The organism is Ktedonobacter robiniae (assembly GCF_016587375.1).
Classification (GTDB): Bacteria; Chloroflexota; Ktedonobacteria; order Ktedonobacterales; family Ktedonobacteraceae; genus Ktedonobacter; species Ktedonobacter robiniae.
The window spans coordinates 788,987-812,330 of record NZ_BNJG01000003.1 but is presented as its reverse complement, the minus strand read 5'-3'; the positions used below and the strand labels follow the sequence as shown (position 1 = coordinate 812,330).

The 23,344-nt window shown below is 54.1% G+C and carries 23 protein-coding genes and 1 pseudogene; 13 read left to right on the top strand and 11 right to left on the bottom strand.

The window, feature by feature from the left end; translation table 11 throughout:
• Together JMJ04_RS36200 and JMJ04_RS36195 are read right to left on the bottom strand one after the other, a co-directional pair.
• Complete coding sequence (locus JMJ04_RS36200) at window positions 1-354, bottom strand: leucine-rich repeat domain-containing protein (protein ID WP_236038979.1); 354 nt, start codon at window positions 352-354, stop codon at window positions 1-3.
• A gap of 40 nt (window positions 355-394) precedes the next feature.
• Window positions 395-1,078 (bottom strand): leucine-rich repeat domain-containing protein, encoded by a 684-nt coding sequence (locus JMJ04_RS36195; RefSeq protein WP_420799547.1) that lies wholly within the window; start codon window positions 1,076-1,078, stop codon window positions 395-397.
• Window positions 1,079-1,098: 20 nt separating this feature from the next.
• Here JMJ04_RS36195 and JMJ04_RS36190 point away from each other — a divergent pair, with 20 nt between their 5' ends.
• Complete coding sequence (locus JMJ04_RS36190) at window positions 1,099-1,263, top strand: amidase family protein (RefSeq protein ID WP_236038829.1); 165 nt, start codon at window positions 1,099-1,101, stop codon at window positions 1,261-1,263.
• A gap of 11 nt (window positions 1,264-1,274) precedes the next feature.
• Here the strand turns inward: JMJ04_RS36190 and JMJ04_RS49180 are convergent, their stop codons facing one another.
• Window positions 1,275-1,484, bottom strand: a complete 210-nt coding sequence (locus JMJ04_RS49180) for an SEC-C metal-binding domain-containing protein (protein WP_201375226.1) — start codon at window positions 1,482-1,484, stop codon at window positions 1,275-1,277.
• 87 nt (window positions 1,485-1,571) lie between these two features.
• A complete protein-coding gene (locus JMJ04_RS36180; protein WP_201375225.1) occupies window positions 1,572-1,952 on the bottom strand; it encodes a UPF0158 family protein in 381 nt (126 codons plus the stop codon).
• 118 nt (window positions 1,953-2,070) lie between these two features.
• Between JMJ04_RS36180 and JMJ04_RS47435 the strand changes: the two genes are divergently transcribed.
• The 5 genes from JMJ04_RS47435 to JMJ04_RS36155 all read left to right on the top strand — a co-directional run bounded on the left by JMJ04_RS47435 (window position 2,071) and on the right by JMJ04_RS36155 (window position 10,247).
• A complete protein-coding gene (locus tag JMJ04_RS47435; protein ID WP_236038827.1) occupies window positions 2,071-3,636 on the top strand; it encodes a LuxR family transcriptional regulator in 1,566 nt (521 codons plus the stop codon).
• 72 nt (window positions 3,637-3,708) lie between these two features.
• Window positions 3,709-5,400, top strand: a complete 1,692-nt coding sequence (locus JMJ04_RS36170) for an FAD-dependent monooxygenase (RefSeq protein ID WP_201375224.1) — start codon at window positions 3,709-3,711, stop codon at window positions 5,398-5,400.
• Window positions 5,401-6,286: 886 nt separating this feature from the next.
• A complete protein-coding gene (locus JMJ04_RS36165; RefSeq protein ID WP_201375223.1) occupies window positions 6,287-6,805 on the top strand; it encodes a hypothetical protein in 519 nt (172 codons plus the stop codon).
• A 572-nt stretch (window positions 6,806-7,377) separates the two neighbouring features.
• Window positions 7,378-9,423, top strand: a complete 2,046-nt coding sequence (locus JMJ04_RS36160) for a serine/threonine-protein kinase (protein ID WP_201375222.1) — start codon at window positions 7,378-7,380, stop codon at window positions 9,421-9,423.
• Window positions 9,424-9,500: 77 nt separating this feature from the next.
• Window positions 9,501-10,247 (top strand): metallophosphoesterase family protein, encoded by a 747-nt coding sequence (locus JMJ04_RS36155; RefSeq protein WP_201375221.1) that lies wholly within the window; start codon window positions 9,501-9,503, stop codon window positions 10,245-10,247.
• 98 nt (window positions 10,248-10,345) lie between these two features.
• Here JMJ04_RS36155 and JMJ04_RS36150 read toward each other — a convergent pair whose 3' ends face one another.
• Window positions 10,346-11,188, bottom strand: coding sequence for a hypothetical protein (locus JMJ04_RS36150; RefSeq protein WP_236038825.1), 843 nt, complete (start codon window positions 11,186-11,188; stop codon window positions 10,346-10,348).
• Window positions 11,189-11,745: 557 nt separating this feature from the next.
• Between JMJ04_RS36150 and JMJ04_RS36145 the strand changes: the two genes are divergently transcribed.
• From JMJ04_RS36145 to JMJ04_RS36135, 3 genes are all read left to right on the top strand, one after another.
• Window positions 11,746-12,633 (top strand): haloalkane dehalogenase, encoded by an 888-nt coding sequence (locus JMJ04_RS36145; protein ID WP_201375220.1) that lies wholly within the window; start codon window positions 11,746-11,748, stop codon window positions 12,631-12,633.
• Window positions 12,634-12,875: 242 nt separating this feature from the next.
• The gene (locus JMJ04_RS36140; protein ID WP_201375219.1) at window positions 12,876-14,645 is read left to right on the top strand and encodes a GAF domain-containing sensor histidine kinase; all 1,770 of its coding nucleotides are present in this window, start codon (window positions 12,876-12,878) and stop codon (window positions 14,643-14,645) included.
• 30 nt (window positions 14,646-14,675) lie between these two features.
• Entirely contained in the window at window positions 14,676-15,320 is a 645-nt protein-coding gene (locus JMJ04_RS36135) for a response regulator (RefSeq protein ID WP_201375218.1), read from the top strand.
• A 392-nt stretch (window positions 15,321-15,712) separates the two neighbouring features.
• On the opposite strand, the gene JMJ04_RS36130 is transcribed toward JMJ04_RS36135, so the two are convergent.
• Window positions 15,713-16,105, bottom strand: coding sequence for a DUF2721 domain-containing protein (locus tag JMJ04_RS36130; RefSeq protein WP_201375217.1), 393 nt, complete (start codon window positions 16,103-16,105; stop codon window positions 15,713-15,715).
• Window positions 16,106-16,215: 110 nt separating this feature from the next.
• On the opposite strand from JMJ04_RS36130, the gene JMJ04_RS47430 reads away from it, so the two are divergent.
• The 3 genes from JMJ04_RS47430 (at window position 16,216) to JMJ04_RS36120 (ending at window position 19,286) form a co-directional block, all read left to right on the top strand.
• Window positions 16,216-16,485: a trehalase-like domain-containing protein gene (locus JMJ04_RS47430; protein WP_236038823.1), complete on the top strand. Its 270-nt coding sequence runs from the start codon at window positions 16,216-16,218 to the stop codon at window positions 16,483-16,485.
• Window positions 16,419-18,089: a glycoside hydrolase family 15 protein gene (locus tag JMJ04_RS36125; RefSeq protein ID WP_236038821.1), complete on the top strand. Its 1,671-nt coding sequence runs from the start codon at window positions 16,419-16,421 to the stop codon at window positions 18,087-18,089. Before JMJ04_RS47430 ends, JMJ04_RS36125 begins: the two co-directional genes overlap by 67 nt.
• A gap of 78 nt (window positions 18,090-18,167) precedes the next feature.
• Complete coding sequence (locus JMJ04_RS36120) at window positions 18,168-19,286, top strand: glucose 1-dehydrogenase (protein WP_201375216.1); 1,119 nt, start codon at window positions 18,168-18,170, stop codon at window positions 19,284-19,286.
• 19 nt (window positions 19,287-19,305) lie between these two features.
• Here JMJ04_RS36120 and JMJ04_RS36115 read toward each other — a convergent pair whose 3' ends face one another.
• A complete protein-coding gene (locus JMJ04_RS36115; RefSeq protein WP_420799564.1) occupies window positions 19,306-20,283 on the bottom strand; it encodes an aldo/keto reductase in 978 nt (325 codons plus the stop codon).
• A 395-nt stretch (window positions 20,284-20,678) separates the two neighbouring features.
• Window positions 20,679-21,263 (bottom strand): HdeD family acid-resistance protein, encoded by a 585-nt coding sequence (locus JMJ04_RS36110; protein WP_201375214.1) that lies wholly within the window; start codon window positions 21,261-21,263, stop codon window positions 20,679-20,681.
• Between the two features lie 514 nt (window positions 21,264-21,777).
• Here JMJ04_RS36110 and JMJ04_RS36105 point away from each other — a divergent pair.
• Window positions 21,778-21,969, top strand: coding sequence for a DNA glycosylase AlkZ-like family protein (locus JMJ04_RS36105; protein ID WP_201375213.1), 192 nt, complete (start codon window positions 21,778-21,780; stop codon window positions 21,967-21,969).
• Here the strand turns inward: JMJ04_RS36105 and JMJ04_RS36100 are convergent.
• The 3 genes and pseudogenes from JMJ04_RS36100 to JMJ04_RS36090 all read right to left on the bottom strand — a co-directional run.
• Window positions 21,966-22,148, bottom strand: a complete 183-nt coding sequence (locus tag JMJ04_RS36100; protein ID WP_201375212.1) for a hypothetical protein — start codon at window positions 22,146-22,148, stop codon at window positions 21,966-21,968. The two genes, JMJ04_RS36105 and JMJ04_RS36100, sit on opposite strands and share 4 nt — an antisense overlap.
• Before the next feature lie 13 nt (window positions 22,149-22,161).
• Window positions 22,162-22,827 carry a TetR/AcrR family transcriptional regulator gene (locus JMJ04_RS36095; RefSeq protein ID WP_201375211.1) on the bottom strand — a complete coding sequence of 222 codons (666 nt, stop codon included), beginning with the start codon at window positions 22,825-22,827 and terminating at the stop codon, window positions 22,162-22,164.
• Between the two features lie 217 nt (window positions 22,828-23,044).
• Window positions 23,045-23,296 (bottom strand): annotated as a pseudogene (locus JMJ04_RS36090) (HAD family hydrolase); the annotation flags it as partial.
• Window positions 23,297-23,344 lie beyond the last annotated feature (48 nt).

Below are 23,344 nucleotides of genomic sequence, written 5' to 3'. Positions count from 1 at the left end.
CTATTTGGCTTTAGCCCAACGCATCGTGATCCGAAGGTATGCCAGGATCGCTGATAGATCCTGCTGACACATCATCGCTAGCGACTCACAGAGGGGGTTGCCGGTCAGATACAGCGCTTGCAGAGTGGTTACATGCCCTATGGCCGTCGGTAATTCCTTCAGTTGGTTGTCGCGCAGATCAAGCCACTGCAATGCTGTGAGTTGCCCAAGTTCTAGCGGTAACTCCTCCAATCGGTTCTTTTGCACATCGAGTCGGTGCAGCCCCACCAATAGCCCCACTGTCGCGGGCAACGTGTGCAACTGATTCTCACTCACATCAAGCCAGGATAGCGCCTTAAGTTGCCCGACTTCCACGGGCAAGGTAGTCAGATGGTTCTTTTTAGATCGAGTCTATTTAAAACCGCAAGTCTCCCACTTCGGGTGGTAATGCTGTTAGCTTGTTATCATCGAGCCAGAGTTGTCGTAAAGAGGAAAGGTTGCCGCTTTCCGGCGGTAATGTTCGCAACTGATTTTTGGACAGAAAAAGCCCTTTAAGGGCCGTGAGCTTTCCCACTTCAACTGGTAATTCTCGCAACTGATTCATCTCCAGTTGAAGCCTTTGCAGGATAGTGAGCTTTCCTACCTCAGATGGGAGCCTGCTTATTTGATTGCGTGCGAGATCAATTTCTGTTAGTCTAAACAGCTTCCCAATCTCCGGCGGAAGCTCGCTTAACTGGTTGCGATCAAGTTCGAGCACTTGCAAAATCCTCAGATCACCTATTGCCGAAGGTAAGGCACGCAACTGATTCTCGCTCAGGTGCAGTTCACGCAGAGCCTTCAGTTTTCCTATTTCAGGCGGTAATGCGCGCAACTGATTCTCATTCAGAGAACAATCTCGTAGAACCTTCAGTTTTCCTATTTCAGATGGTAGCTCGCTGAGCTGATTGCCAGAGATATCCAGCCAGTTCAAAAATGAAAGGTTTCCCACAGCGGATGGTACCTTAGTGAGCTGATTATCGCGTAGTTCCAGTCTTTTTAGGGCTGTCAGTCTCCATATTTCCGCTGGGAGTTCACTGAGCTGATTTTTTCCCCAGATCAAGCCACACAGGTGATGCTGCCATGAACGTGCCGTGGACGCACGCTGGCTTGCCGACAATCAGTTTGCCTGTCGGCAGCGCAGCCAATAGTTTGCCATTGGGCCTGCAATGCGTCGGGCGTTTTCAACGCGACGAGTACCTGCTGGCATGGGCGGCAGGACTGGCGGAGGTGTTGGGCATGGTCTGATGTATGTTCTATCAAGGGGTAAAGCGAGTTCTCTGTGGGTGCAGCAGACGATATCCTTGCATGTTGGGATTGGGGCGGAAAGGACGCCAGTAGGGTGGGGGGTGACAACAGTCAGTAAACGCGCGACCACTCCCGCAAGGGCAACTTGCCTCAGCCTTCGTCGGCAGATAACTAAGGGCGGTGGCTTTCTCTCTTGGATGGTCGGGGTCAGGATCTTTCATGCCTGGTCACCAATGCGTGATCGTGGCCAGGACGCCTCCATTGGGATCAAGTAGGCGCAGGTCATAGGTCTCAAACGTCTCCATAGGCTAGAGTACCTCCCGTAGCCATGCCTCCATTGCTTCTTTGAGTCGTTGGTCTCTCCAGTCATACCAGGTCTGCGTCCACTGCTGTCCTGTTGTGTATAATGTACCTTTAAAGCGCCTGAATGCACCTTTCCCATGTAAGGCAGTGGATAATTTCTGAGCGGCGCGTTGATCTTTGGGAGCAACTACCTTATCTACAAAATTGCTCATCCAGTGATATACTTCAGAGGATGGGATACGCTCAATGCGTACATAGTCGTTGCTCCCCTCGATTTCTTCTGCCAGCTGTTCTTGTTCATCCATATCATCATCTTCCGATAGGAAGAGCACTTCTCCAGTCTGGGTATTGAGGTAGTATGTGTTGCCCAGGTTGGCGTCTTCCATTGCTCGTTATACCGGTGAGGCGGGTTTCTCGTGGGCTTGAGCCCTTGCCTTTCTAGAGAGCAGAAATATATACTTTCATGAAGACGGCTTTGGGGAACAAAAAAGAATGAGAGGAGCGATGCCAAAGACAGCCCGCTTCACGCTTCTATGGTCAGCAGAACAGGACCTTTACCTGCTTTACGAACAGGACCATCCTTTGCTTGAGGCCGATAGCGCCTCCTGGTTTACCTGGCTGACCACACATACCTCCTTCTCTTTTCGTGGAAGAAATGGTCATTTTAATCTGCTCAAAGAAGCGCGGAAAAAGAGCAGCGAAGCCTACTGGTATGCCTATCAACGGCAAGGAAAACGTATCGCAAAGCGCTATGTGGGTCGCAGCATCGAATTATCTGTCACATGTCTAGAAGAGATCGGGAGAGCATTTCAGAAGATACAAATCCTTGAGACGAGTACCTGGCATGGACGAGAAGGGATGCTCAAAGAAGCCGTTGAGCAGAATCTGCGAGCACAGGACGCAGAACACGCAGCCGCCCTGATCGATTGCTATGTGACCGGGCGAGGCTTCGATGATATGCAGGATCTCTCCACGTTGCGGAACTGGCTGGAACAACTGCCCGATGACATTCTCTCCCAGTACCCGCTGCTCTGTCTTCACTACGCGCAAGTACTCTCAGTGAGCGTTGAACCAGAACAGCCGCCGGTTGGCATCCTTGAGCAGATAGAGACGCTGTTGCAGATGGCCGATTTGCGTTGGCGCGCTGAAGGGAATCTCCCTCGACTCGGAGAAGTCTACGCCTTTCGCGCTTACCTTGCGATGCGGCAGGGCATGCAAGAACAGGCTGTTGCCTATGCCAGTCATGCGTTACGATGGCTACCATTCCTGGAGTCCCAGCATTGGCGCGGCGTTTGCCTCAACCTTCTGGGGTCAAGAGCCGTGTCGTGTGGGCAACTCACCCAGGCTACAGAACTCTTGCGAGAGGCGCTCACCATCTGGACAAACTTGCATCATTCACATGGTGCACGCAGTTGTCTGCTGCTGTTGGCAATGGTCTATGGTGAGCAAGGAGTGTTACAACACGCGGCAGCTTGCTATCGTCGCGTGATCCAGGAAGCCAGGGAGGTAGGAGATCGCGAGGATCTCATCCCGGCCTTGCTCGGACTGGCGCAAACTTTATGTATGTGGAGGGATATGGAGACGGCGGAACAGGTCGCTCAGGAGGCATGGGACGCGAGCGAGCAGTGGCAAAATGAGGAATTGTTGCAGCGCTCAACGTCTATTCTGCTACAGATATGGTCTCTCGGGGGATCCAAATCCCTTGTCCGGCAGCGCCTCACCGCGCTACAGGCGCGCTTCTCCGCTCATCCAGAACGCTTTGCATCTCTCCAGCCGCTTTTACTACAAACTCTCGGGCTGGATCGAGAAGCCCCACAATACGCGATAACAAGCCTTGAGCCCCTTTCGCGCCAGGAACAACGCGTCTTACGCCTCCTCGTGGCTGAACTTTCCTATGCAGAGATTGCGCGCGAACTGGTTGTTTCGATCAATACCGTGAAAACGCAGGTGAGCAGCATTTATCGCAAACTTAACGTGCATAGCCGCCGAGAAGCGCGAGCTCTTGCTCAGGATCTCCGCCTTTTTTCAACAGAGAGCCACGAGAATGCTAAAAATCACGAGCGAAGGTGATGCGCTTTCACCCTTCCGCGCTCTATACTGCTCATCCAGACGGACGTATCACCTATGTTTGGAGGAAGCACGATGAGCGATAGTGCAACGAAACACGACGAGGATGTACCGGTCCTGATTGTTGGGGGAAGTGTGGTTGGCCTTTCAATGGCACTCTTTCTGGCATGGCATGGCATCCCTGCATTACTTGTTGAGCGACACACCACGACATCAATCCATGCGCGAGCGGGCGGCTTCAATGCGCGCACAATGGAGCTCTTTCGCCAGGTTGGCATCGAGTCTGCCATCTTTGCACAAGAAACGCCGCCAGAACACCTTGGCGAAATGGGTTTGCGCGTGGAAAGCTTGACGGGGAAGGTGCTCGACGCTACTGAGGCAACCGCGCACCAGCGGGCAAGCATCAGTAACCCATTCGCGAGTCCCACGCGGACAGCGATGATCGGGCAGGATAAACTGGAGCCGATAGTGCGTATGCGGGCGACTGCCGCAGGCAGCGCTATCCGCTTTGGCACGGAACTGGTGCATTTTGAACAACAGGTGGGAGGCATTAGCGCTCTGATCCGCGACCGAGCTACCGGGCAGGAGAGCCGTATCCATGCACACTACCTGGTGGCGGCAGACGGCAATAGAAGTGCTATCCGGCAACAGCTTGGTATTGGCTCCTATGGTTATGGCATACTTGGACAATGGGTTAGCATCCTGTTTCAAATGGATCTGAACGAGGTGCTTCAGGGACGAAAGGTGACGCTCTGTTTTGTCAATAACGCCACAGTTGATGGCATACTTGGACAATCTGGAGCATCGAGAGATCGCTGGGCACTGTTCGCCAATCTCAAACCCAGGCCCGACGAACGTCTCGACGCACCATCAGAAGCATATTGCCTTGACCTCGTACGGGCGGCGATTGGCATCGCCGACCAGCCCGTGAAGATTGTGAGCACGCTTTCCTGGGAACTTGCTTCACGCGTTGCAGAACGCTATCAACAGAACCGTGTCTTTCTGGTCGGGGATGCAGCGCATGTGATGACGACGATGGGAGCATTTGGGGCTAACACCGGTATTGCCGATGCCCACAATCTGGCCTGGAAGCTGGCACTCGTGCTCAAAAAACAGGCGCATGAGCATCTCCTGTCCACCTACGGTCAGGAGCGACAACCCGCTGCGGATCTCGCCGTGAGTGTTTCCACCGGGTTATATGCCTATCGTCTGCCGCACCATGAACAGAGAGAAGCCATCGCGCGGAGTGCTCAGGAGATGCTGATGCGTGTCCGCAAAAGCCCTGATGCGCCTCAACCAACTGCCTTCAGTGTGATCTCTGGCTATCGATATCGTTCCGCTGCCGTTTCTCATGAGAATGATGATGATGTGATTTTTGAAAATGAGCCGTCGGGACGCCCTGGAACGCGTGCTCCCCATGTCTGGTTACGCCACAATGGCGAGCAGATATCCATCCTTGATCTCTATGGACGCAATTTTGTCTTGCTGGCAGGGCCCAATGGACAGTGCTGGCTGGAGATGTTTGCAAAGGTGGCAAGCAGGTTGGGATTATCTATGGATTTGTACAGGATTGGGCATGATCAGCCGTATAGCGATGGCGAGGGCAGCTTTCTTGCAAGCTATGGGATAAGCGACTCAGGTGCTGTGTTAGTCAGACCTGATGGCTTTATCGCCTGGCGTGCTCAAAACGCCGCGACCCTACCAGTTGGGTCTGATGACATTTTTACTGGTCTATCACGGTTGCTCGGATACGTTCCCCACCACTAGAAGATATAATCCTTTTGCCATTGGGAGATCAGGCCAGTCACCTGAGAACTCCCCGTGCGAAAGCAACGGGAGCTCGAGTAGGCGACAGTACCTTATACAAAGAGAACGGGACCGTGATCACGGTCCCGTTCTCTTTGTATAAGGTATTCATGTCACCTACCATGCACATGAGCTGTTTTTGTTTTGTTTGAAGACGGTTTTGTGCTTTATTCTCGGTGCAAGGTCACCAAGCTCTTCTGTACTATCAGCACCTTGTGTTCTCCGTCAAACGTCATAGCCAATTCATATAGGGCAGGTGACCCAGACATAGCCGGGATCTCTTGGAGCAGTTCAACGCCGGGCACTATTTCGCCTGACGAAACAAAGGTGCAGTTGCCACAAATGTTACGGAAGGTCATGGATCGATGGAATACGAGCATGTATGTTTTCGGTTTCTGCTCCATCGCGTATCTCTCCTAAACACTCATAGGACAACTATTATTGTTGATCTTAGACAAGGTAGAAGACACGTTCTAGCATAATATCTCCCTGTAACGCAAATCGGTCGTATATACGCTCATGCGCTTGTCATTCTCCACAAGCGCACAATGTTTCTATTTTTGAAAAAATGCGTTACAATTATTAAGGCCAAATCGCGATTTGTATGTTGCCAGAATGACACTTATCTTTATTACAGACGTGATGTGTGCACCTGAAACGTAAGGATTCCTTACGTATTGGGTAAATAATAGGAGAAAATGATGCGTTTGTCAAGCTTTTCCTAATATTTCTATCTCATCTAGTGTTTTGTGATGTGAATAAGAGGAATATTCTATAAGCCATTTTACAATTAACGGCATGTAGATGCACATTAAATTTTATATTAGATAATAATAGGAGAATAATATTGAAAAAAGAGCGAGAGCAGCGTGTTCCAATTGAGGTGCAAAAGCTAGCTGAGGAAATGCTCCACATGTTTAAGATATCTAAAGAGAAGGGCATCACGACTGAGATGTTGGGACAGAAATGTCGTACAAATCGTCAGTGGGTGTCTAATCTCCGGTCTATTTTCAGGAACATTGATAATGGTATATTAGAGCCATTGCCAGGATGGCCTGCTATTGTTACGGTAGTAGTTGCCATGGTCCCAGACGATGAATTGGCGTATGGAACTCACTTGAAGTGGATACTAACTGAACTGAGCGCGATGTACGACGCGGCTGAAGAAGCTCATCCACATAAATATGGCACCATCACCGCCACACGTGAGGCCATCAAAAAATCGTCAAAGAAAGCATTGGATCCAGCCTCAAATGCGGTGCTGGTTAATGAGGTCCAGGCTTTAGACGCTAACGTGCGACGACGAGAGCTATCCAAGCAGGCGCAAGCAGCTGCGAGGCACGATGCACAGGAAAAAAAACGCTAGAAGCAACTCCTTGCTATAGGGCTCGATCAAAGAACTGATATCTGATGGGCCAGGAGCCAGCGGCGTAACCCGTGCCTCCTCAATACGATTTTTCTTGCATGAGAGGTTGTCAGTCTTCCTTTGTTCTGCTGTTTCTTTGTCTTCCCCTGTCCCTGGCGTTTCTTGGGCATCTTCGCTCCTATTGATCAATGTACGAGTGCTAGCACGTAGTCTTCAAAAACGACTACCCAATCAATACACACGGCACCTCATAGACGTGCTCCAACAGGATATGGCTTTTCTTCTCTGATCAATTGAAGCTTGGGAACCTGAAAAATGACGGTGCTCCGAGAATTTTTGCGAGCAATGCGTTTTCTTTCGTTTTACTCACTACCCTATCTTTTTATGTTTTATTAATTGTCAAAATGCATCATATTTGTTAAATTTGTATTGTACAGATAACAACATCAGGATAAGCATATAACTAAAGCCGAGCATTGATAAACACCTATGTTTCAAAGTAGTGATAAATACAGGGCGATTTGTCGTCGTAACATGCATGATTTTTATTTTAAGGGCTACAGGGGTCAAAGATGCCACTCGATGGATTGCATATACATAATTACCGCTTACTTCGACTGGTGGGAAACGGAGGCATGGGCGAGATCTATCTCGCGGATGACTTGCGCCTCGCGCGCCAGGTTGCGGTAAAGATCGTTTGCACCAATGAGGCGGAGGATGAGGGCGGCGAGGCAAGCAGTAAGACATTACGCATCTTTCAGCGCGAGGCGCGCATGATCTCGATGCTGGATCATCCCCATATTTTGCCCCTCTTCGATTATGGGGTGACCATGTTGAATGCTGCCCAACTCACGTATCTCGTGATGCCGTATCATGCCGCGGGCTCGCTTGACATCTGGCTGCGTAAGCTGCGCCGTGCGAAGCTACCTCCTCTGATGGTAGAACCAATCGTGCGCCAGGCGGCGGAAGCGCTTCAATACGCTCACGACCATCAGGTCGTTCACCAGGACGTAAAGTCATCGAACTTTCTAGTCAGTAATAGTTATTACCAGCCCGACGTGCCCCACCTCCTGCTCTCGGACTTTGGCCTGGCTCGCCTGCGCCTGGGCTCTTCCAATTCAAGCAAACACGCCCGCGGCACGCCAAATTACATGGCCCCCGAACAGTGGCGTGGAGAGGCTGTGCCCGCCAGCGACCAGTATTCCCTGGCAATCATGAGCTACAAGTTGCTAACTGGGCAATATCCCTTTCAGGGCGATGCCGTGAACATCCTCTACCAGCATATCCAGACCGCGCCACCCGATGCCAGTCAGCTTGATCCGCAGATTTCTCCTGAGTTGAGCGCTGTCATCCAGCGCGGCCTGGCGAAGAAGTCCGAGGAACGTTATCCCACCATAGTCGCCTTCGCGCAGGCCTTTCACCAGGCCCTCCACGGTACATCAGCCCCCGCTAAACCAGTGCCTGAGCACTCGACATCAGAGTGCAGTGCCGAATTGCCCAGCCAATGCTCCCTATCTGAGTTGAGCGCTGGCTCACGGAGCGTCTCATTCCATAGTGCGAGCAGTTCCCGCACTCTTTCGAGCGGCTATGGGACGCCATCATCACCCATCACAGGAGTAGATTGGCCAGACCCCTCACTCCGTACGAGCGAGCCTACTAATTCTGCGGAAGAACCGGCCGCACCCTTACCACAGATAGGCGAGTATCAACTGAAACAGGCATCTAGCGAGCTGAAACAAGCTAAGCCGACCTCTACATTCAATTCTATCGATGTAAAAGGAGACGAGCAAGAGCCCGCTCTATCCATGTGGAACACTGCCAGTCGCAATGACAGAGAGCGCAAGAAGAGGCGCGGGAGATTGCTCCTGGGTGTAGTTATGCTTCTTATCATTCTCGGGCTTCTAGGAACACTTACAATGAACACCGTCCTCAATAGCTATGCCTCAACGTTTATGCCTGGCTTCTCTCTGCGGGCTCAAACGCCCATTTCCCCTTTAGCAACTCAAACATCTGGCGCCTCTCCAATAACTCAAACGCCTGGCACGCCTCCAACGACTCAAACATCTGGCACGCCTCCAGCAACTCAAACGCCTGGAGCAACAGGCAGCCCGACCATTGGCAAGACGCCCGGAAGTACTCAGGCAAGTCCCACATCCCCCAGGGCCTCAGGAGCTCCTCCCCCAGCACCTACAGCCGGAGCCACTGGCACATCGACCAGACCAGCGCCTATCCCAACCGGGAGCGTGGCATCGACAGCAATCAATCCCTTCCAGGTGCAAGGAGTCGATATCACTTTCGATCCCCCTACCATCTCGGCCTCCTGTGGAGGTATCGCCACCATAACCTATATCGCGACAATCACAGTCAGTGCCAACAGCCCTGGCGGCGTGGTTATCGTCAAATACTCATCCGATAACGGAGCAAGCTATAACACAATGACACTCACCTTTGCCGCGGGTGAGACCAGCAAAAGCTTTAGCTTTAGTCGCCAGCTGACCATTTTGCTCAACCTGCTCAACCTCGTACAGCTCGACGTTGAGCATACCAGCATCGTCACCACGGCCAGTCCCAATGTCGTCACCAAAAGCGCAGCACCATCCGAGACGTGCCATCTTTGACATCCTGCATATTTGCAAAGAAGCGGCGATATGGTAGACTTTTCTGAAAACACCTTGCATTGAGAAAAGAGAAAACCATGAGCGAAACGAAGACCTTTCACACTTCTCTGGCGGTCATTGCCGATATCCATGGGAATCGTTGGGCCCTGGAAGCAGTCTTGCAGGATATCGATCGCCGAGGTATCCAACGGATCGTGAATCTGGGAGATCACCTGACTGGCCCACTCGATCCCGCGGGCACCGCCGACCTGCTCATCGCCCGTAAGATGGTGAACGTTTGCGGCAATGACGATCGCGAACTGTTTCTGCCGCAGGAAAAACGCTCGCTCTCTCAAAACTACACCTGCACCCAGCTCACCCCGGCTCATTTTGCCTGGCTGCGCTCCTTGCCGGACACCACCATTGTCGCCGATGAGCTCTTTGTCTGTCATGGCGACCTCTTCGATGCGTCGTATCTCCTTGAAGAGGTCACTCCTTCTGGGGTCTTCTTGAGAAGCACTTCAGCCATCGCGAAAAGCTGTGCTGAGATTGCCCAACCCGTTATTCTCAGTGGACATAGCCACATCCCGCGCACGGTTTCCCTCGCGCAAGGAAAACTCCTCATTAACCCTGGGAGCGTTGGAATGCCGGCCTACTCGATGGAGACCTATGGGATGGAATCCGGCAGCCCTCACGCTCGTTATGCACTTTTGTGTCAGAACCAGCACGGGTGGCAGGTGGAGCATATTCAGGTGCCGTACGCATGGGAGCAGGCAGCACAGGTCGCACGTGGCAATCAGCGCGCTGATTGGGCACAGTGGCTGACCACAGGCCGAGCGCAGTAATCCGCAGCGACCCTCCTCGTTCGCTTCACACGCCCATTCCTTCCAGTCTCGCCAGAGCAGCGGCTCTTCCCCGACGCTGAGGGGATGCAGCAGCACACTCACCTGGCGCAGTTTATGCGTTTCGCTGCGATTCCATTGGCACTGCTCGCGCAGGGGCAGGGACGGCAGCTGCGGATACCGGCTGCGTACACGATGCGCAGGCTGTCATCGGCTCCTCGGCGCTGTTCCTGGACACGAAGCTCCTGGTTTGCTGGACACTGGAGGGTCCCGTCTGATTGGAGGGTGAAATCGTGGCCCGCGAAGCGGCCGGCCTTCCATGCTGAACCCACTTCTGGAGGGGCATAGTCAGAGGCAGGAGCTGTATGTGGTGGAGGTGGTAGGAGAGCAGGAGCAAACTCGGTCGTGCGCAGTGGCTCCGGCTTGAGCTGATGGCCCAGCTCCAACCTCAGGTTCCACACCCATTGGGCCACGGCCTGCCAGCATTCTTGCCCCCAGGCCGAATGGCTGCACCACCTGTCGGGATCAATCTCTCGGTCTTCATCTGAGAGCGCGGGTTCAAAGGCACCGCGATGCAGGTACAACTCGACGACATCGCAGGCAGTGAAGGCGTGTTGTGGCAGGTTGGTGAAGAACAGTTCGTAGACCATGCCTGCACGCGTGACGCCAACCGGGCTCTTCTTTTTGCCTGCCGGATGCATTGCCACGACCACGCGGCAGGACACTTCATCAGATCCCATCGGGATCTGTGGGCAGTCGTAGAGACTGCGCGCCATCTGACTTTCGGGACGCTGCTGGAATTGATCAGGTGGCAGGTGCAGACGCGCCTGAATGAGCGGATGATCGAGCAGGTGATAGTCTTTGCCACGGGTGACAAACGTGAACCCAGCCACGTCGGAGAGCACGGCTCCGTTGTCATATTGTCCGTCGAGGCGCAGCAGCACGCGTTCTTGCGGAAGGTGGTGGGTCGTCAGATACTGACCAATGGCGGAGAGCCCCTTACGCAGTTCTTTCCGATACCGCCCGTTCCCACGATTGCCAAGGTTGCTTCTTTTTTCTCAAGAAAGCACATATTTTCTCTGCTTGCTACTGGTCATCGCTCGTTGCGCGGAACTGTCCCAAATTTGGCGAAAGCACATCAGTGACAAGGATTTTTGTCCTTCTTCTGTGCTCGAAGAAAAGGCCAGAGATGTCTAGTAAACTCATCAATTACCAAAACTGGGATAGGCCCGTTTCATTTCAAAATGTACAGCTAGTGTGTGGACGACCTGTGGAAAACTCTCCGCCTCTTTCCATGGATACGATCAGGCTCACCCACTGCCCCGCTTGCAAAGAGCATCTCAGTACGCTACGCTTGAGAGTGCCAAAATGTGAAGAACCTGAAAAACAGTCCAAGCTCATGGCATGGAGGGGCGGACCGCGATACCAAAAAGCTCCACTGTCCGCCTCTTTCCACTCCCCTAACCTGCGTTTACTCTAAAGTAAAGAAGGAGAAGCCAACATGATCTCTGCAGCATTTCCGTACCAAAAGCAGCGGCGGCGGATTCTCTGCAGCGAGATGGCGTACGTGGAGGTGGGAGAGGGCGACCCTATCGTGCTGCTGCACGGCAATCCCACCTCGTCGTACCTCTGGCGCAACGTGTTGCCGCACCTGCAGCCACGAGGCCGCTGCATCGCCCCCGACCTGATCGGCATGGGCGACTCCGACAAGCTGCCTAACAGCGGCCCCGGCTCGTATCGCTTCGTCGAGCACCGGCGCTACCTCGACGCTTTGCTCGAGGCCCTGGACGTGCGCGAGCGGGTCACCTTCGTCGTCCATGACTGGGGCTCGGCCCTCGGCTTCGACTGGGCCAACCGCCACCGCGAGGCTGTGAAGGGAATCGCGTTCATGGAGGCGATCGTGGCGCCGCAGGGCCGGGACCACTGGAACAAGATGGGAATGCGTCAAGCCTTGGAGGCGCTGCGTTCGGAGGCTGGCGAGGATATGATCCTGCGAGACAACTTCTTCATCGAGCAGATCCTGCCGAAGGCCGTCCTGCGCACCCTCTCCGACGAGGAGATGGCGGAATACCGAAGGCCGTTCGCCGAGCCTGGCGAGGGGCGACGGCCAACGCTGACGTGGCCCCGGGAAATCCCCATCGAGGGCGAGCCCGCCGATGTGCATGCGATCGCGACTGATTACGCGGACTGGCTGGAGGCGAGCAATGTGCCCAAGCTGTTCCTGAAGGCAGAGCCAGGTGCGATTCTCGCCAACGATACACTGGTCAACCTCGTCCGCGGGTGGCCCGCGCTCACCGAGAACAAGGTGTCGGGGATCCATTTCGTCCAGGAAGATTCGCCAGACGAAATCGGGCGGGCTATCGTCGGCTGGATAGGGGCGTTGGGCTGACGGGGGCCATGCAGGGCCATGATGGCGTGGCGTCGTCCAGCTGGCTCGGCGATCTCGGCATAGGGTGGATGGCGCGTGACTTCCGCTCTTGCTCCTGACGATGTCAGTGGCCAGCTCACGCAGGACGGGATACGAGCCCTGCACGCGTGGGGATTCTCCCTCAATGCCTATATTGCCTTCCTTATAATAATATGTAATCTCCTTATGGCAATCACGTATCTTGGGATAGGGGCCCTTATTGTGTGGCGAACGTGGGGCAGAAGTCGAGACTGGATGGCCCTGTGGGCACGCTTGAGCTCATGCTGAGGACGCTTCCTTCTTCATGGAGCGTGCCAATCAACCTCCTCACGTTTCTCAGCGATATCGGCATCCCGCTCTTTGGCTGCCTCTTTCCCACCGGGCGCTTTCTCCCGCGTTGGAGCGCATGGCTTGCGCTTGGATCAGTGATCACCTGGGGAATCTATACCTTCGTCCCCGCCGCATCCGAGCCTATAAATAGCCTGGCGCTAATCATCTTTGGGTGTATCCTCCTGTCTGTGGGAGGTCTGGTAGCGGTTCAGGTGTATCGCTACCGGCGCATATCCAACCAGGTGCAGCGGCAACAGGCCAAATGGGTCTTCTTTGGGATAGGAAGTTGTGGGAGCGGCTATATTGTGTGGACGGCACTCTCAGCCCTGCTCTTTCTTCAGGGAATGCTTGCGAATGTAGTGGTGCGGAGCCTGTTCAATGTCTCCCAACTCTTCTTTTTGCTCCTCATCCCGTTCTCCATTGGCTTTGCTATTTTGCGCTACAGGTTGTGGGATATTGACCTGATCATTAACCGCACCCTTGTCTACGGTCTACTGACGCTGAGCACTATCAGTCTGTATGCGCTCATCGTAGGAACGTTGGGGACACTGCTTCAAGCTCAGGGGAACTTCTTTATTACCCTGCTCGCTGCTGGCCTGATCGCGGTGCTCTTTCAACCCTTGCGTGCGTTCTTGCAACGTGGCGTGAATCGCCTGCTTTATGGTCAGCGTGACGAACCTTACCTGGTGATTGCGCGGCTTTCTCAGCGGCTGAAGGAGACGCTTGAGCCCGATGCAGTCCTCTCGACCATTGTCGAAACGGTGGCCCAGGCGCTCAAGCTCCCCTATGCGGCAATTTTGTGGAAACAGGAGGAGACGCTTGAGCTGGCAGCCAGCTATGGCCAGCCTATGGGAGAGCTCCTGACACTGCCGCTTACCTACCAGGAGCAGACCCTCGGCCAGTTCCAGCTCGCTCCGCGCTCTCCTGGTGAAGCCTTCACACCCGCGGATAGGCGCCTGCTTGATGAACTGGCGCGCCAGGCGGGTCTCGCCACGCACGCCGTCCGGCTGACAACCGATCTGCAAAAGGCACGCGAGCGCCTGGTGCTGGCACGGGAAGAGGAGCGCCGTCGCTTACGGCGCGATCTACATGACTGTGTTGGCCCAACGCTTGCCAGCCTATCCCAGCGTATTGATACGGCTGGTCACCTGGTCCCACGTGATCCTGATACCGCTATTGCGCTCCTGGATACCCTCAAGGCGCAGGTCAAAGACACCATTGCCAATATTCGCCGCGTCGTCTATGCGCTACGCCCACCTGTGCTGGATGAGCTGGGTCTGGTCTCAGCCATTAGCGAACACGTGATGCAACTCCAGGAGACGAATGGCCTGCACATCTCTCTAGAAGTGCCCACTCCTCTCTCGGATATGGCGGAACTTTCTGCTGCTGTGGAGGTTGCGGCCTATCGCATCGCCCTGGAGGCGCTCACCAACGTCGTGCGTCATGCACAAGCCCAACACTGCTTCCTACGACTGGTACTGGCAGAACGCTTCCTGTACCTTTCGGTCAGCGATGATGGGTGTGGCCTGTCCGAGGAGAGCCACGCTGGCGTCGGTATCACCTCGATGCGCGAACGGGTCGCGGAACTGGGAGGTGAGTTCATGTTGACAACAACACAGGGCCGGGGTACCTGTGTTCAGGTGCGGCTGCCCCTAAAATCATAGAACATCTCTTGAGGGGAAGGAAACAACCAGATGGAGCGAATTCGCCTGCTGATTGCCGATGATCATGCCTTTTACCGTGAGGGAGTGCGGGCCATGCTGCGCGATCTCCCGGACATGGAAGTGATTGGTGAGGCCGCGAACGGCAACGAGACCGAGACCCTGGCTGAGGCTCTCCAGCCGGACGTGATCCTCATAGATATCAAAATGCCCGAGATGAACGGTATAGAGGCGACACGTCGCATTCTGCATACCAGCCCACACATAAAGGTCCTGGTCGTCACAATGTTTGAAGACGACGACTCGGTCTTCGCTGCCATGCGCGCTGGCGCTCGTGGATACCTGCTCAAGGACGCGGACCAGGATGAGCTGGTGCGGGCAGTCAAAGCCGTCTCCCGGGGTGAGGCTATCTTCAGCCCCACCATCGCGCAGCGCATGATCCATTACTTCTCAGCTCTCCCACAGACTGCATCTGCCATCGCCTTTCCCGACCTCACAGAACGCGAGCGGGAGATCCTTCTCCTGATTGCGCAGGGCGAGAACAACGCAGTCATTGCCAAACACCTTACCCTCAGCCTCAAGACGGTGCAGAACCATGTCTCCAATATCTTCAGCAAACTTCAGGCGGCTGACTGTGCCCAGGCCATTGTGCGGGCCCGCGATGCTGGCCTCAAATAGGGAGGACAACATTTTGGCGTTCCACGGGAATGCCGAGAGGAAACCCGGACTTGTATTCAAGCCACACCTCATTTCGCCACGTTTTCGAAGCTGCAAGCAGGGGATTTCCCTTAGCGGAATTTTGAGGGTTTTTTATGTCGGGACCCCTCTTAGCGGGAAAAATGGGAGGAAAAAACGTTATGACCCCCAAAAGGTAATACAAGCGTTTTTCTATGTATATATTGGAGATCACAAAGGAGCGATTTCTATATATGGAATAATGCCGCATAATTGACAATATAGGCATGTCTCTATTATCATCGGCATAAAAGCATATGTTTACATGGCGATGAGAAAGGAGTTCAACTCGCTTCTCATCTTCGTTTATAATTTGTTTCGCTCTGTTCCACGTGTCAACGTTGTTCGGGTTGCACGAGATGCAGTCCTTGGGTCGCTTCATAGGCTACTTCCCGATGCGAATGAAAAAGCTCAATGATCGAGAGTATCAAGCTGATGAGAAGAAACGTGACCCCAAGCAGAAAATCCACGAGAGGTGCTGTCACCAGGGGAACGAAGGACGGGAGGAGTTCCGCCAGCGCGATCGCACCCATATCAGCCACAAAGGTAATCATCGCCATTTTCACCAGGAGCAATGCATTGCGAATGAAGGTATAGCGCCGCATGAGGCGAGGAATCTGCTCTTCAATTTCCATTTGTCGCACCTGGTTGATGTTCTGGGAACCGGCCGAGCCCTCTGTCTGGTTCTGCTCACGGGCGCGCAAAAGATCGAGCAGTTCCACATGCATCAACCGGAGACTTGCTCAATTTATCTCTTGCAAACGGTTTCTTCTTCCATCCTATACTGCAAAGAGAAAGACCTTGTTTCTCTCATCAGAGATCTGAAAAAGGACACCTCATGACCAAGACACAAGTGAAACCAGTCGAACCCACTCCTGCAACGCGTTATCTTCCCATTGAAGATTATGGAATGATCGGAGATCTCACGACGGTGGCGCTGGTAGGCAAAAACGGCTCCATCGATTGGTGCTGTCTCCCCGATTTTGATTCGGCGAGCGTCTTCGGTGCGCTGCTGGATGCTGAGAAGGGGGGGCGTTTCGCTTGGCTCCCGTCGAGCAGGCAGATGTCAACATCAAACAGATCTACTTTCCAGAGACCAATATTCTGATTACGCGCTTTCTCATGCACGATGGCGTTGGGGAAGTCACCGATTTCATGCCAATTAAACAGGAGGGCACTCAGCGTTACGAACACCATCTCGTGCGTGCGGTCCATATGGTGCGTGGCTCGCTCACGTTCCAGGTGACCTGCAGACCTGCCTTTAACTACGCACGTGACTCCCATACTCTCCGGCTTTCTGAGCATGGAGCAGTCTTCCGTAGCTCTCAGTTGACGCTGGCGCTCTCATCGTCGGTGCCTTTGAACGATGATGGACAGGGGGGAGCGCAGGCGACATTCACACTCTCGGAAGACCAGACCGCTTTCTTTTTTCTGGACAGTTCCCAGGACCAGGAGATGTGCCTGCATCCTGTCGGACAGGAGCTTTATAACGCACAATTCACAGAGACGCGCCGCTACTGGCGGCGCTGGCTAAGCCAGTGCCAGTATCAGGGGCGCTGGCGTGAACATGTCCAACGTTCCGCGCTGGCCCTCAAGCTGCTGACCTACGCGCCCACCGGGGCTATTGTGGCCGCACCGACAACCAGCCTGCCGGAAACAATCGGGGGGGAGCGCAACTGGGACTATCGCTTTACCTGGTTTCGTGATGCCTCCTTTACCCTGGATAGCTTGCTGGCGCTCGGTTTTCTGGAGGAGGCGGAAGCCTTTATCGGCTGGTTGAAAAGGTGCCTCAACTCCCTTGAGGAGGGTGGAGAACTCCAACCCATCTATACCATTCGTGGCGGTCATGAGATGCCGGAGGTCCTGCTGGATCACCTGGAGGGCTATCGGCAGAGTCGTCCGGTGCGTGTCGGCAATGGGGCCGCGTCCCAGCGTCAATTGGATATCTATGGTGAATTGATGGATGTCATTTACGTCTACTCACGCCATCGTGGCCTGACCTATGCGAGCTGGTTGCACCTTTGCCAGCAACTCGATTGGCTGGCGCAGCACTGGCAGGAGGCCGATGAGGGGATCTGGGAGGTTCGCGGTGGGGCGCAGCATTTCTTGCACTCCCGTCTGATGTGTTGGGTTGCCTTTGACCGCGCGCAGCGCATCGCTCGCGAGCGTGGTTTTCCGGCACCACTCGACGAGTGGCAGAAGATCAGCATGCAGATCTATCGTGAGATTATGGCGCAAGGATGGGACGAGCAAAGCCAAAGCTTTGTGCAATATTATGGCGGGAAGGCGGTAGATGCGAGCGCTCTGTTGCTCGCGCTGACTGGTTTCATTGAGGCACGTGACCCGCGCATGCTGGCAACTATTGAGCGTATTCAGCGGGAACTGACGCATATGCCTCATGTGTATCGCTATGATGTTGAAACGGCAGCAAGTGATGGCTTAGTGGGCCATGAAGGGACGTTTAATATCTGCAGTTTCTGGCTAGTGGAAGCTCTGGTCAGGGCAGGGCGGCTGGAAGAAGCACGACTCTCTTTGGAGCATATGCTGACCTATGCGAACCATGTGGGCCTATATGCCGAAGAGATAGCATCTACAGGCGAGGCCTTGGGGAATTTCCCACAGGCCTTTACTCATCTGGCCTTGATTCGCGCCTGTCTGCGTGTGGATGAAGCTATCAATAAGATGGCCCCACATCTCTACCTCAGTCTTTAAACCTCTCATTAAGTGCGTGCTCCCAGTGGCCCGCTGGGAGGATATCTGTCGGCGCTTGAGAAAGATGAAGGAGAAGAGATGAAAGCGATAGCTGTGTTTCCCGCTCGCAGAGAAGTAATGCTCATTGAACAGAAAGAACCGGTGATAACGCAACCGGACCAGGTCAAATTGCGTATGCTGGAGGTTGGAATCTGTGGCACCGATAAAGAGATCTGCTCATTTGCGTACGGAACCCCACCAGCGGGATCAGATTACCTGCTGATCGGGCATGAAGCGTTGGGGGAAGTGATAGAGGTTGGGGCTGCCGTGACGCAGTTGGCGCCTGGCGACCTGGTCGTGCCGACAGTGCGTCGCCCTTGCCCACATGAGCGCTGTCGCTCATGTCGCGCTGGGCACCAGGATTTCTGCGAGACGGAGGACTTTACTGAGCGTGGCATCAAAGGTACCCATGGCTATCTGGCGGAGTTCGTTGTGGATGAGGCTCAATATATGAATCGCGTGCCTCAACACCTGCGTGAGGTCGCCGTCCTGGTCGAGCCACTCACCATCGCCGAAAAAGCGGAGTATCAACTCTACAAACTGATGCAACGCCGCCCTCCCTGGATCGACCCGACTCTCTCCGAACGCGCCCAGGGGCGTGGGCACACCGCACTGGTTCTTGGTGCTGGTCCTGTGGGATTGTTGGGAGCAATGGCGCTGCGGGCCAGGGAGTTCGAGACGTTCATCTACTCACGGGGGCAGGTGCCCAATCCCCAGAGCGAGGTCGCACAAGCCATTGGCGCGACCTACTTTTCGAGTCAGGTATTGCCTACTTCGCAACTTACCACTCACACTGGCCCGATTGACCTGGTGTATGAGGCTGTGGGGCACTCCCCGCTGATGTTTGAAGTGCTCCGCGCTCTGGGTCCCAATGGCATCTATGTGCTCACGGGTATCCCTGGCTGGCCAACCCTGATAGAAGCGGATTTCGCGGCTCTGTTTCGCGACATGGTCTTAAAAAATCAGGTAGTGTTGGGAACGGTCAATGCGGGAGCGCACGATTTTGGGGCAGCCATCATGGATCTGGAGATCTTCTACCAGCGCTGGCCGGATGCCGTGCGCGCGCTGCTGGCGGAACGAACTCCGATTGAGCAGGCGGTTGAGCGCATTCTCGGATGGCCAGCGGGCATTAAGAGCGTAATTTCCTTTCAACGCTGAGAACGTGTGACCGCGCCACCTATTCAGGAGCAGAACTTCCGATAGGAACGGCATCGCGCATGATGCTCTCGATTTCTTGTAGCGTTTCTTGTGTGAGATACTTCTCGCTCGCCACAGCGGTTTGTTCGAGTTGTTCGGGATTGCGCGCTCCAACAATCGCCACATCGACGGCAGGCTGGGCCAGCGCCCAGGCGATAGCTAATTGGGCTATGGTCATCCCTTGGCGTTGTGCCACGCGCTTCAAGCTCTCGACAACCGCGACATTGCGCGCAAAACCCTCACCATGAAAGGACTCGTGCTGGCTGCGCCAGTCATCCGGTGCGAAGGTCGTCTGTGGCGTAAACGATCCGCCAAGCAGTCCATGGGCCAGCGCGCCATACACGAACACCCCGATGCCCGCGGCCTGGCAATAGGGGAGGATATCGGTCTCGATCTCGCGGCGGAAAAGACTGTAGGGTGGCTGCAAGGTGTCGACTTTCCTTACTCGTTCAAACGCCTGCATCTGTTCGACGTTGTAGTTCGAGACACCCACGTAGCGAATTATCCCTTCCCGCACCAATTCGTCGAGCGTGCTGGCCGTCTCCTCGATGGGAGTGTTGGGATCAGGCCAATGAACCTGGTACAGATCGATGAAGCTGACGCCAAGAGCGCGAAGACTCTCCTCTACGCCCTGACGCAAACACCGAGGACTGGAGTCTCGCACGACTCGATCTCCTTCCAGGCGGAGCCCACCTTTGGTAGCAAGCACGACTGTGTCACGCTTGCTTCTCAGCTCGGGTTGGAGGGCTTCACCAAGCAGGCGCTCAGCCAGTCCAAAACCATAGGCCTGGGCTGTATCAAAAAGGTTGATACCCAGTTCAAGTGCTTTGCGTACGGTTGCTTTCCCTGTATCCCACTGTTCCTGTTTGACCTGACCCCACTCTCCCCCGAACTGCCAGGTGCCATAGCTGATTCTGGAAACGTGGAGGGCCGTTCGACCCAACTGTGTATATTCCATCATCCATTCTCTTTCGTTTTTTCGCATTGAGTAGAGAAAACAACAGCACCCTCTGTCTTGAATCACAAGAGAAAAATCCTCACCCCCATCCATCTCAATGTTGCCATCAATATTCGGAAGAAGTACCTTGCTTCTCTTGCTCAGGGTGGTACACCTGTCCTGAGTGAGTCGCTGTCAGACGGCCTTTCGTCTCAAGCTTCGGCTTTAGGGACAAGCCCCTGCATGTATGCATGAGGTATCTGGCATGAACAAATATGCGGATTTACCATTACACCCACGAGGATGTTCGCAGGCCCAAGCATTTCGTGTGCCTTTAGGCATGGTGTATCTGACACCAAACAGTTGCACAGGGGTTGGGGTCAGGTTCAGGGCCGCTATCCTCAAATGTGCGTGCCTTACACAGGCTGCGCTCCGGGCGGTTGGAGGGGTGTCTGTCGCGGACGCGAAGCAAAGGCTCGAATAGCTGCAAGACCTCCGCCAATCACCGCAATAATACCCAGAACAATCGGCAGAAGAAGAACGCCAATGAGTGGGTTCAGCAGCAAAATGATGGCAAAGATGACATTCATGATGCCCAGGATAGCAAGACTGGAACTGCCACCTCTGAATGCATGAATGTTCTGTGTCATCCCCATAACAAACGCATCTATTGCCAGAAAGATCACCAGCAATTTTGGCACGAAGATTGCGCTCCATAAGGGATTCCGTAAGACGCTCAAACCTGCAACAACGCCTAAAATACCAGTGACAAGCTTCCACCCCCACAGCGTTCTATCAATGCAGAGGTTGGCAAAAGCAAGAACACCAGTTACCAACCAATAGGCTCCTAAGAATTGTACGAGCACAAGAAGCGTCGTTCCTGGCGAGATGAGAAACAACACTCCCACAACCATCGCTGCAATCCCTGCAATCATGACAAACCACCAGACACTAGTGCTTGATGCTGTTGTTTCCATTATGGATGGAAAACGTGGGCGCATGTTCACCTCCTCATTTGACGTTTCTCCCTCCAGTATAAGGTGGCGGAAAAAGCCCTGGAATAGAGCAAGCGAAGCACTGAAGCACGACGGGCAGAAATCCTCTCCTGTGGGACTCGTTTCTTTGGACCACAAACCAGCCTCCCCAAGGACCGGGTTCGTCGGCTTCTTGCTCATATCGCTGTTTATATTACAGGCATGGATATAAGCATGTAATGTCTGCTACGCTAGGGGAAGATCCTCAGGTCATGGAAGGGAACGGCGTAGTCCCATAGAATTTAAGTCCGACACAACACGAAGCCTTTCTCTCTGCTGTCCCGCAAGTGGTAGGTAGCGAACCCATGACGCGCGAACAACTCGCCATTGCGCTCGCGAAGCGGACGGGTATTGCTCACTTGCATGACGTCATCCTGTCCTCAAGCCGGGATACTCCCTTGAGACAATCGGCCCTCCGGGGGATCTCTGTTTCGGGCCAAAACAGGGGTAGAACGTCACGTTTGTTAATCCCAGCGCGTGGATGGGCGCATGGCCATCGATCGAGCCAGAGCAGGCACTCCAGGAACTCGTCCGCCGCTATCTGCGGGCGTACGGTCCGGCAGCAGTGGAAGACTTTGCTCGCTGGTGCTGGAATGGGGAAGGAAGAAGCCAGGCAAAACAGCTCTTTCAGTCAATGAAAGATGAATTTGAAGAGGTCGATGTAGAAGGTTAGCGGGCAGTAGCTCTGCGGGCAACCACGGATATGATGCAACGTCTTGAACCATCGGAGACAATCCACTTGCTCCCCTCTTCGATGCTTATACGATAGGCATGCCGCGTGCTCGTGAGCACCTGGGCCTGAGGTGCCGCATTCTCACCGTGAGAAGTCGTTCGTTCAACGTGTGATGACATGTTTGATCCTTTTTTACTCAAAGGGTTGAGGGAGCGAAGAATGGTTGAAGAACGGTTTCTGTGGTTCCTCAAACAAGGGGGCAGGGAAGCCATGCTTCATGACGTGCAACACGCGATCTGCCATGAGGTCTGGACCTGGCTCGTCCTGTTCATCCCACCAGCAGTGGAAGGCTCGGTCCATCAGGCCTTCAAGCAGTGCAGCGAGTAAGGAAATCTCCTCTTCAGAGAAAGGAGAAAGGTCGGCAGCCTGCTCAAGGAAACGCGTGAACGTCTCCATAAGTATTCCTGGCCCACTAGATCGTGCCGCTACTCCTTCTCCCGTCCTCTCAATACGGATAATATCGCGTTGCGCGTAAACCTGATGAAAAATGGCACGAACGACCACAGGCAGGGAAGGATTATCCTCGTGTGCTATCTCCTCCCCCACCTGCCGGCGTATGGCTTCGAGTCCTTCTGCCAGAACGGTATTGAAGATCGCCTCTTTATCGCGGAAGTGCAGGTAAAAGGTCCCGACGCCAACCGCAGCAGCTTCGGTAATTTCGGTGATAGTGGCGTCATGATATCCACGGGCTGCAAACACCTTACGGGCTGCAACAAGCAGGCTGTCGCGGGTGCGTGCACGCCTTCTCGCCCCTCTGGGCTGCTTTACTTGCTGATGGCTCTCGCTTTTCTGATTCATAGGCACTCCATTTCTGAAAATGAATTCATTTTCAGAAATGGATGGTGCCACACCAACTGATACCCGTCAAGAGGTGGTAATTGACCCAAAGAGTGGTTCTGCCCACGAGTTGAGTAACGAGCTAAGCTCAAGAAAGGGATCGAAAAAGTGTATCAGCGATGGAATGCCTTCTCTCTGACAAAAGGCGAGGGAGAAGAAGGCTGACCAACGCCTTCTTTCAGGAAAGAAACGTGAGTACTTCATGCAAGAAGGAGAGAGCAGAGCCAGACCAGAATTCCGCTTGAGGGCGGCGAGCCGTCTGTTCTTCTGCCGGGAGACGGAGCAACACAGCTTGCATCCCGACCTGCATAGCCCCAGTCAATTCTCTACTCGCGCCATCGCCCACATAGAGGCACGCTTCTGCAGGCGTGTTGAGTTGCTCGCAAGCCAACTGATAGATTCGGGCATCAGGTTTTTTCATCCCAACGTCACAGAAAAAAAAGCCACCTCAAAGAAAGGAGCGAGTTCAGGAGTGTTG

Coding starts and splice junctions, on each gene's coding strand:
- JMJ04_RS36190 (WP_236038829.1), top strand. CDS start 1,099: ATGAACGTGCCGTGGACGCACGCTGGCTTGCCGACAATCAGTTTGCCT.
- JMJ04_RS49180 (WP_201375226.1), bottom strand. CDS start 1,484: ATGAAAGATCCTGACCCCGACCATCCAAGAGAGAAAGCCACCGCCCTT.
- JMJ04_RS36180 (WP_201375225.1), bottom strand. CDS start 1,952: ATGGAAGACGCCAACCTGGGCAACACATACTACCTCAATACCCAGACT.
- JMJ04_RS47435 (WP_236038827.1), top strand. CDS start 2,071: ATGCCAAAGACAGCCCGCTTCACGCTTCTATGGTCAGCAGAACAGGAC.
- JMJ04_RS36170 (WP_201375224.1), top strand. CDS start 3,709: ATGAGCGATAGTGCAACGAAACACGACGAGGATGTACCGGTCCTGATT.
- JMJ04_RS36160 (WP_201375222.1), top strand. CDS start 7,378: ATGCCACTCGATGGATTGCATATACATAATTACCGCTTACTTCGACTG.
- JMJ04_RS36155 (WP_201375221.1), top strand. CDS start 9,501: ATGAGCGAAACGAAGACCTTTCACACTTCTCTGGCGGTCATTGCCGAT.
- JMJ04_RS36145 (WP_201375220.1), top strand. CDS start 11,746: ATGATCTCTGCAGCATTTCCGTACCAAAAGCAGCGGCGGCGGATTCTC.
- JMJ04_RS36135 (WP_201375218.1), top strand. CDS start 14,676: ATGGAGCGAATTCGCCTGCTGATTGCCGATGATCATGCCTTTTACCGT.
- JMJ04_RS36130 (WP_201375217.1), bottom strand. CDS start 16,105: ATGCATGTGGAACTGCTCGATCTTTTGCGCGCCCGTGAGCAGAACCAG.
- JMJ04_RS47430 (WP_236038823.1), top strand. CDS start 16,216: ATGACCAAGACACAAGTGAAACCAGTCGAACCCACTCCTGCAACGCGT.
- JMJ04_RS36120 (WP_201375216.1), top strand. CDS start 18,168: ATGAAAGCGATAGCTGTGTTTCCCGCTCGCAGAGAAGTAATGCTCATT.
- JMJ04_RS36115 (WP_420799564.1), bottom strand. CDS start 20,283: ATGGAATATACACAGTTGGGTCGAACGGCCCTCCACGTTTCCAGAATC.
- JMJ04_RS36110 (WP_201375214.1), bottom strand. CDS start 21,263: ATGCGCCCACGTTTTCCATCCATAATGGAAACAACAGCATCAAGCACT.
- JMJ04_RS36105 (WP_201375213.1), top strand. CDS start 21,778: ATGGGCGCATGGCCATCGATCGAGCCAGAGCAGGCACTCCAGGAACTC.
- JMJ04_RS36100 (WP_201375212.1), bottom strand. CDS start 22,148: ATGTCATCACACGTTGAACGAACGACTTCTCACGGTGAGAATGCGGCA.
- JMJ04_RS36095 (WP_201375211.1), bottom strand. CDS start 22,827: ATGAATCAGAAAAGCGAGAGCCATCAGCAAGTAAAGCAGCCCAGAGGG.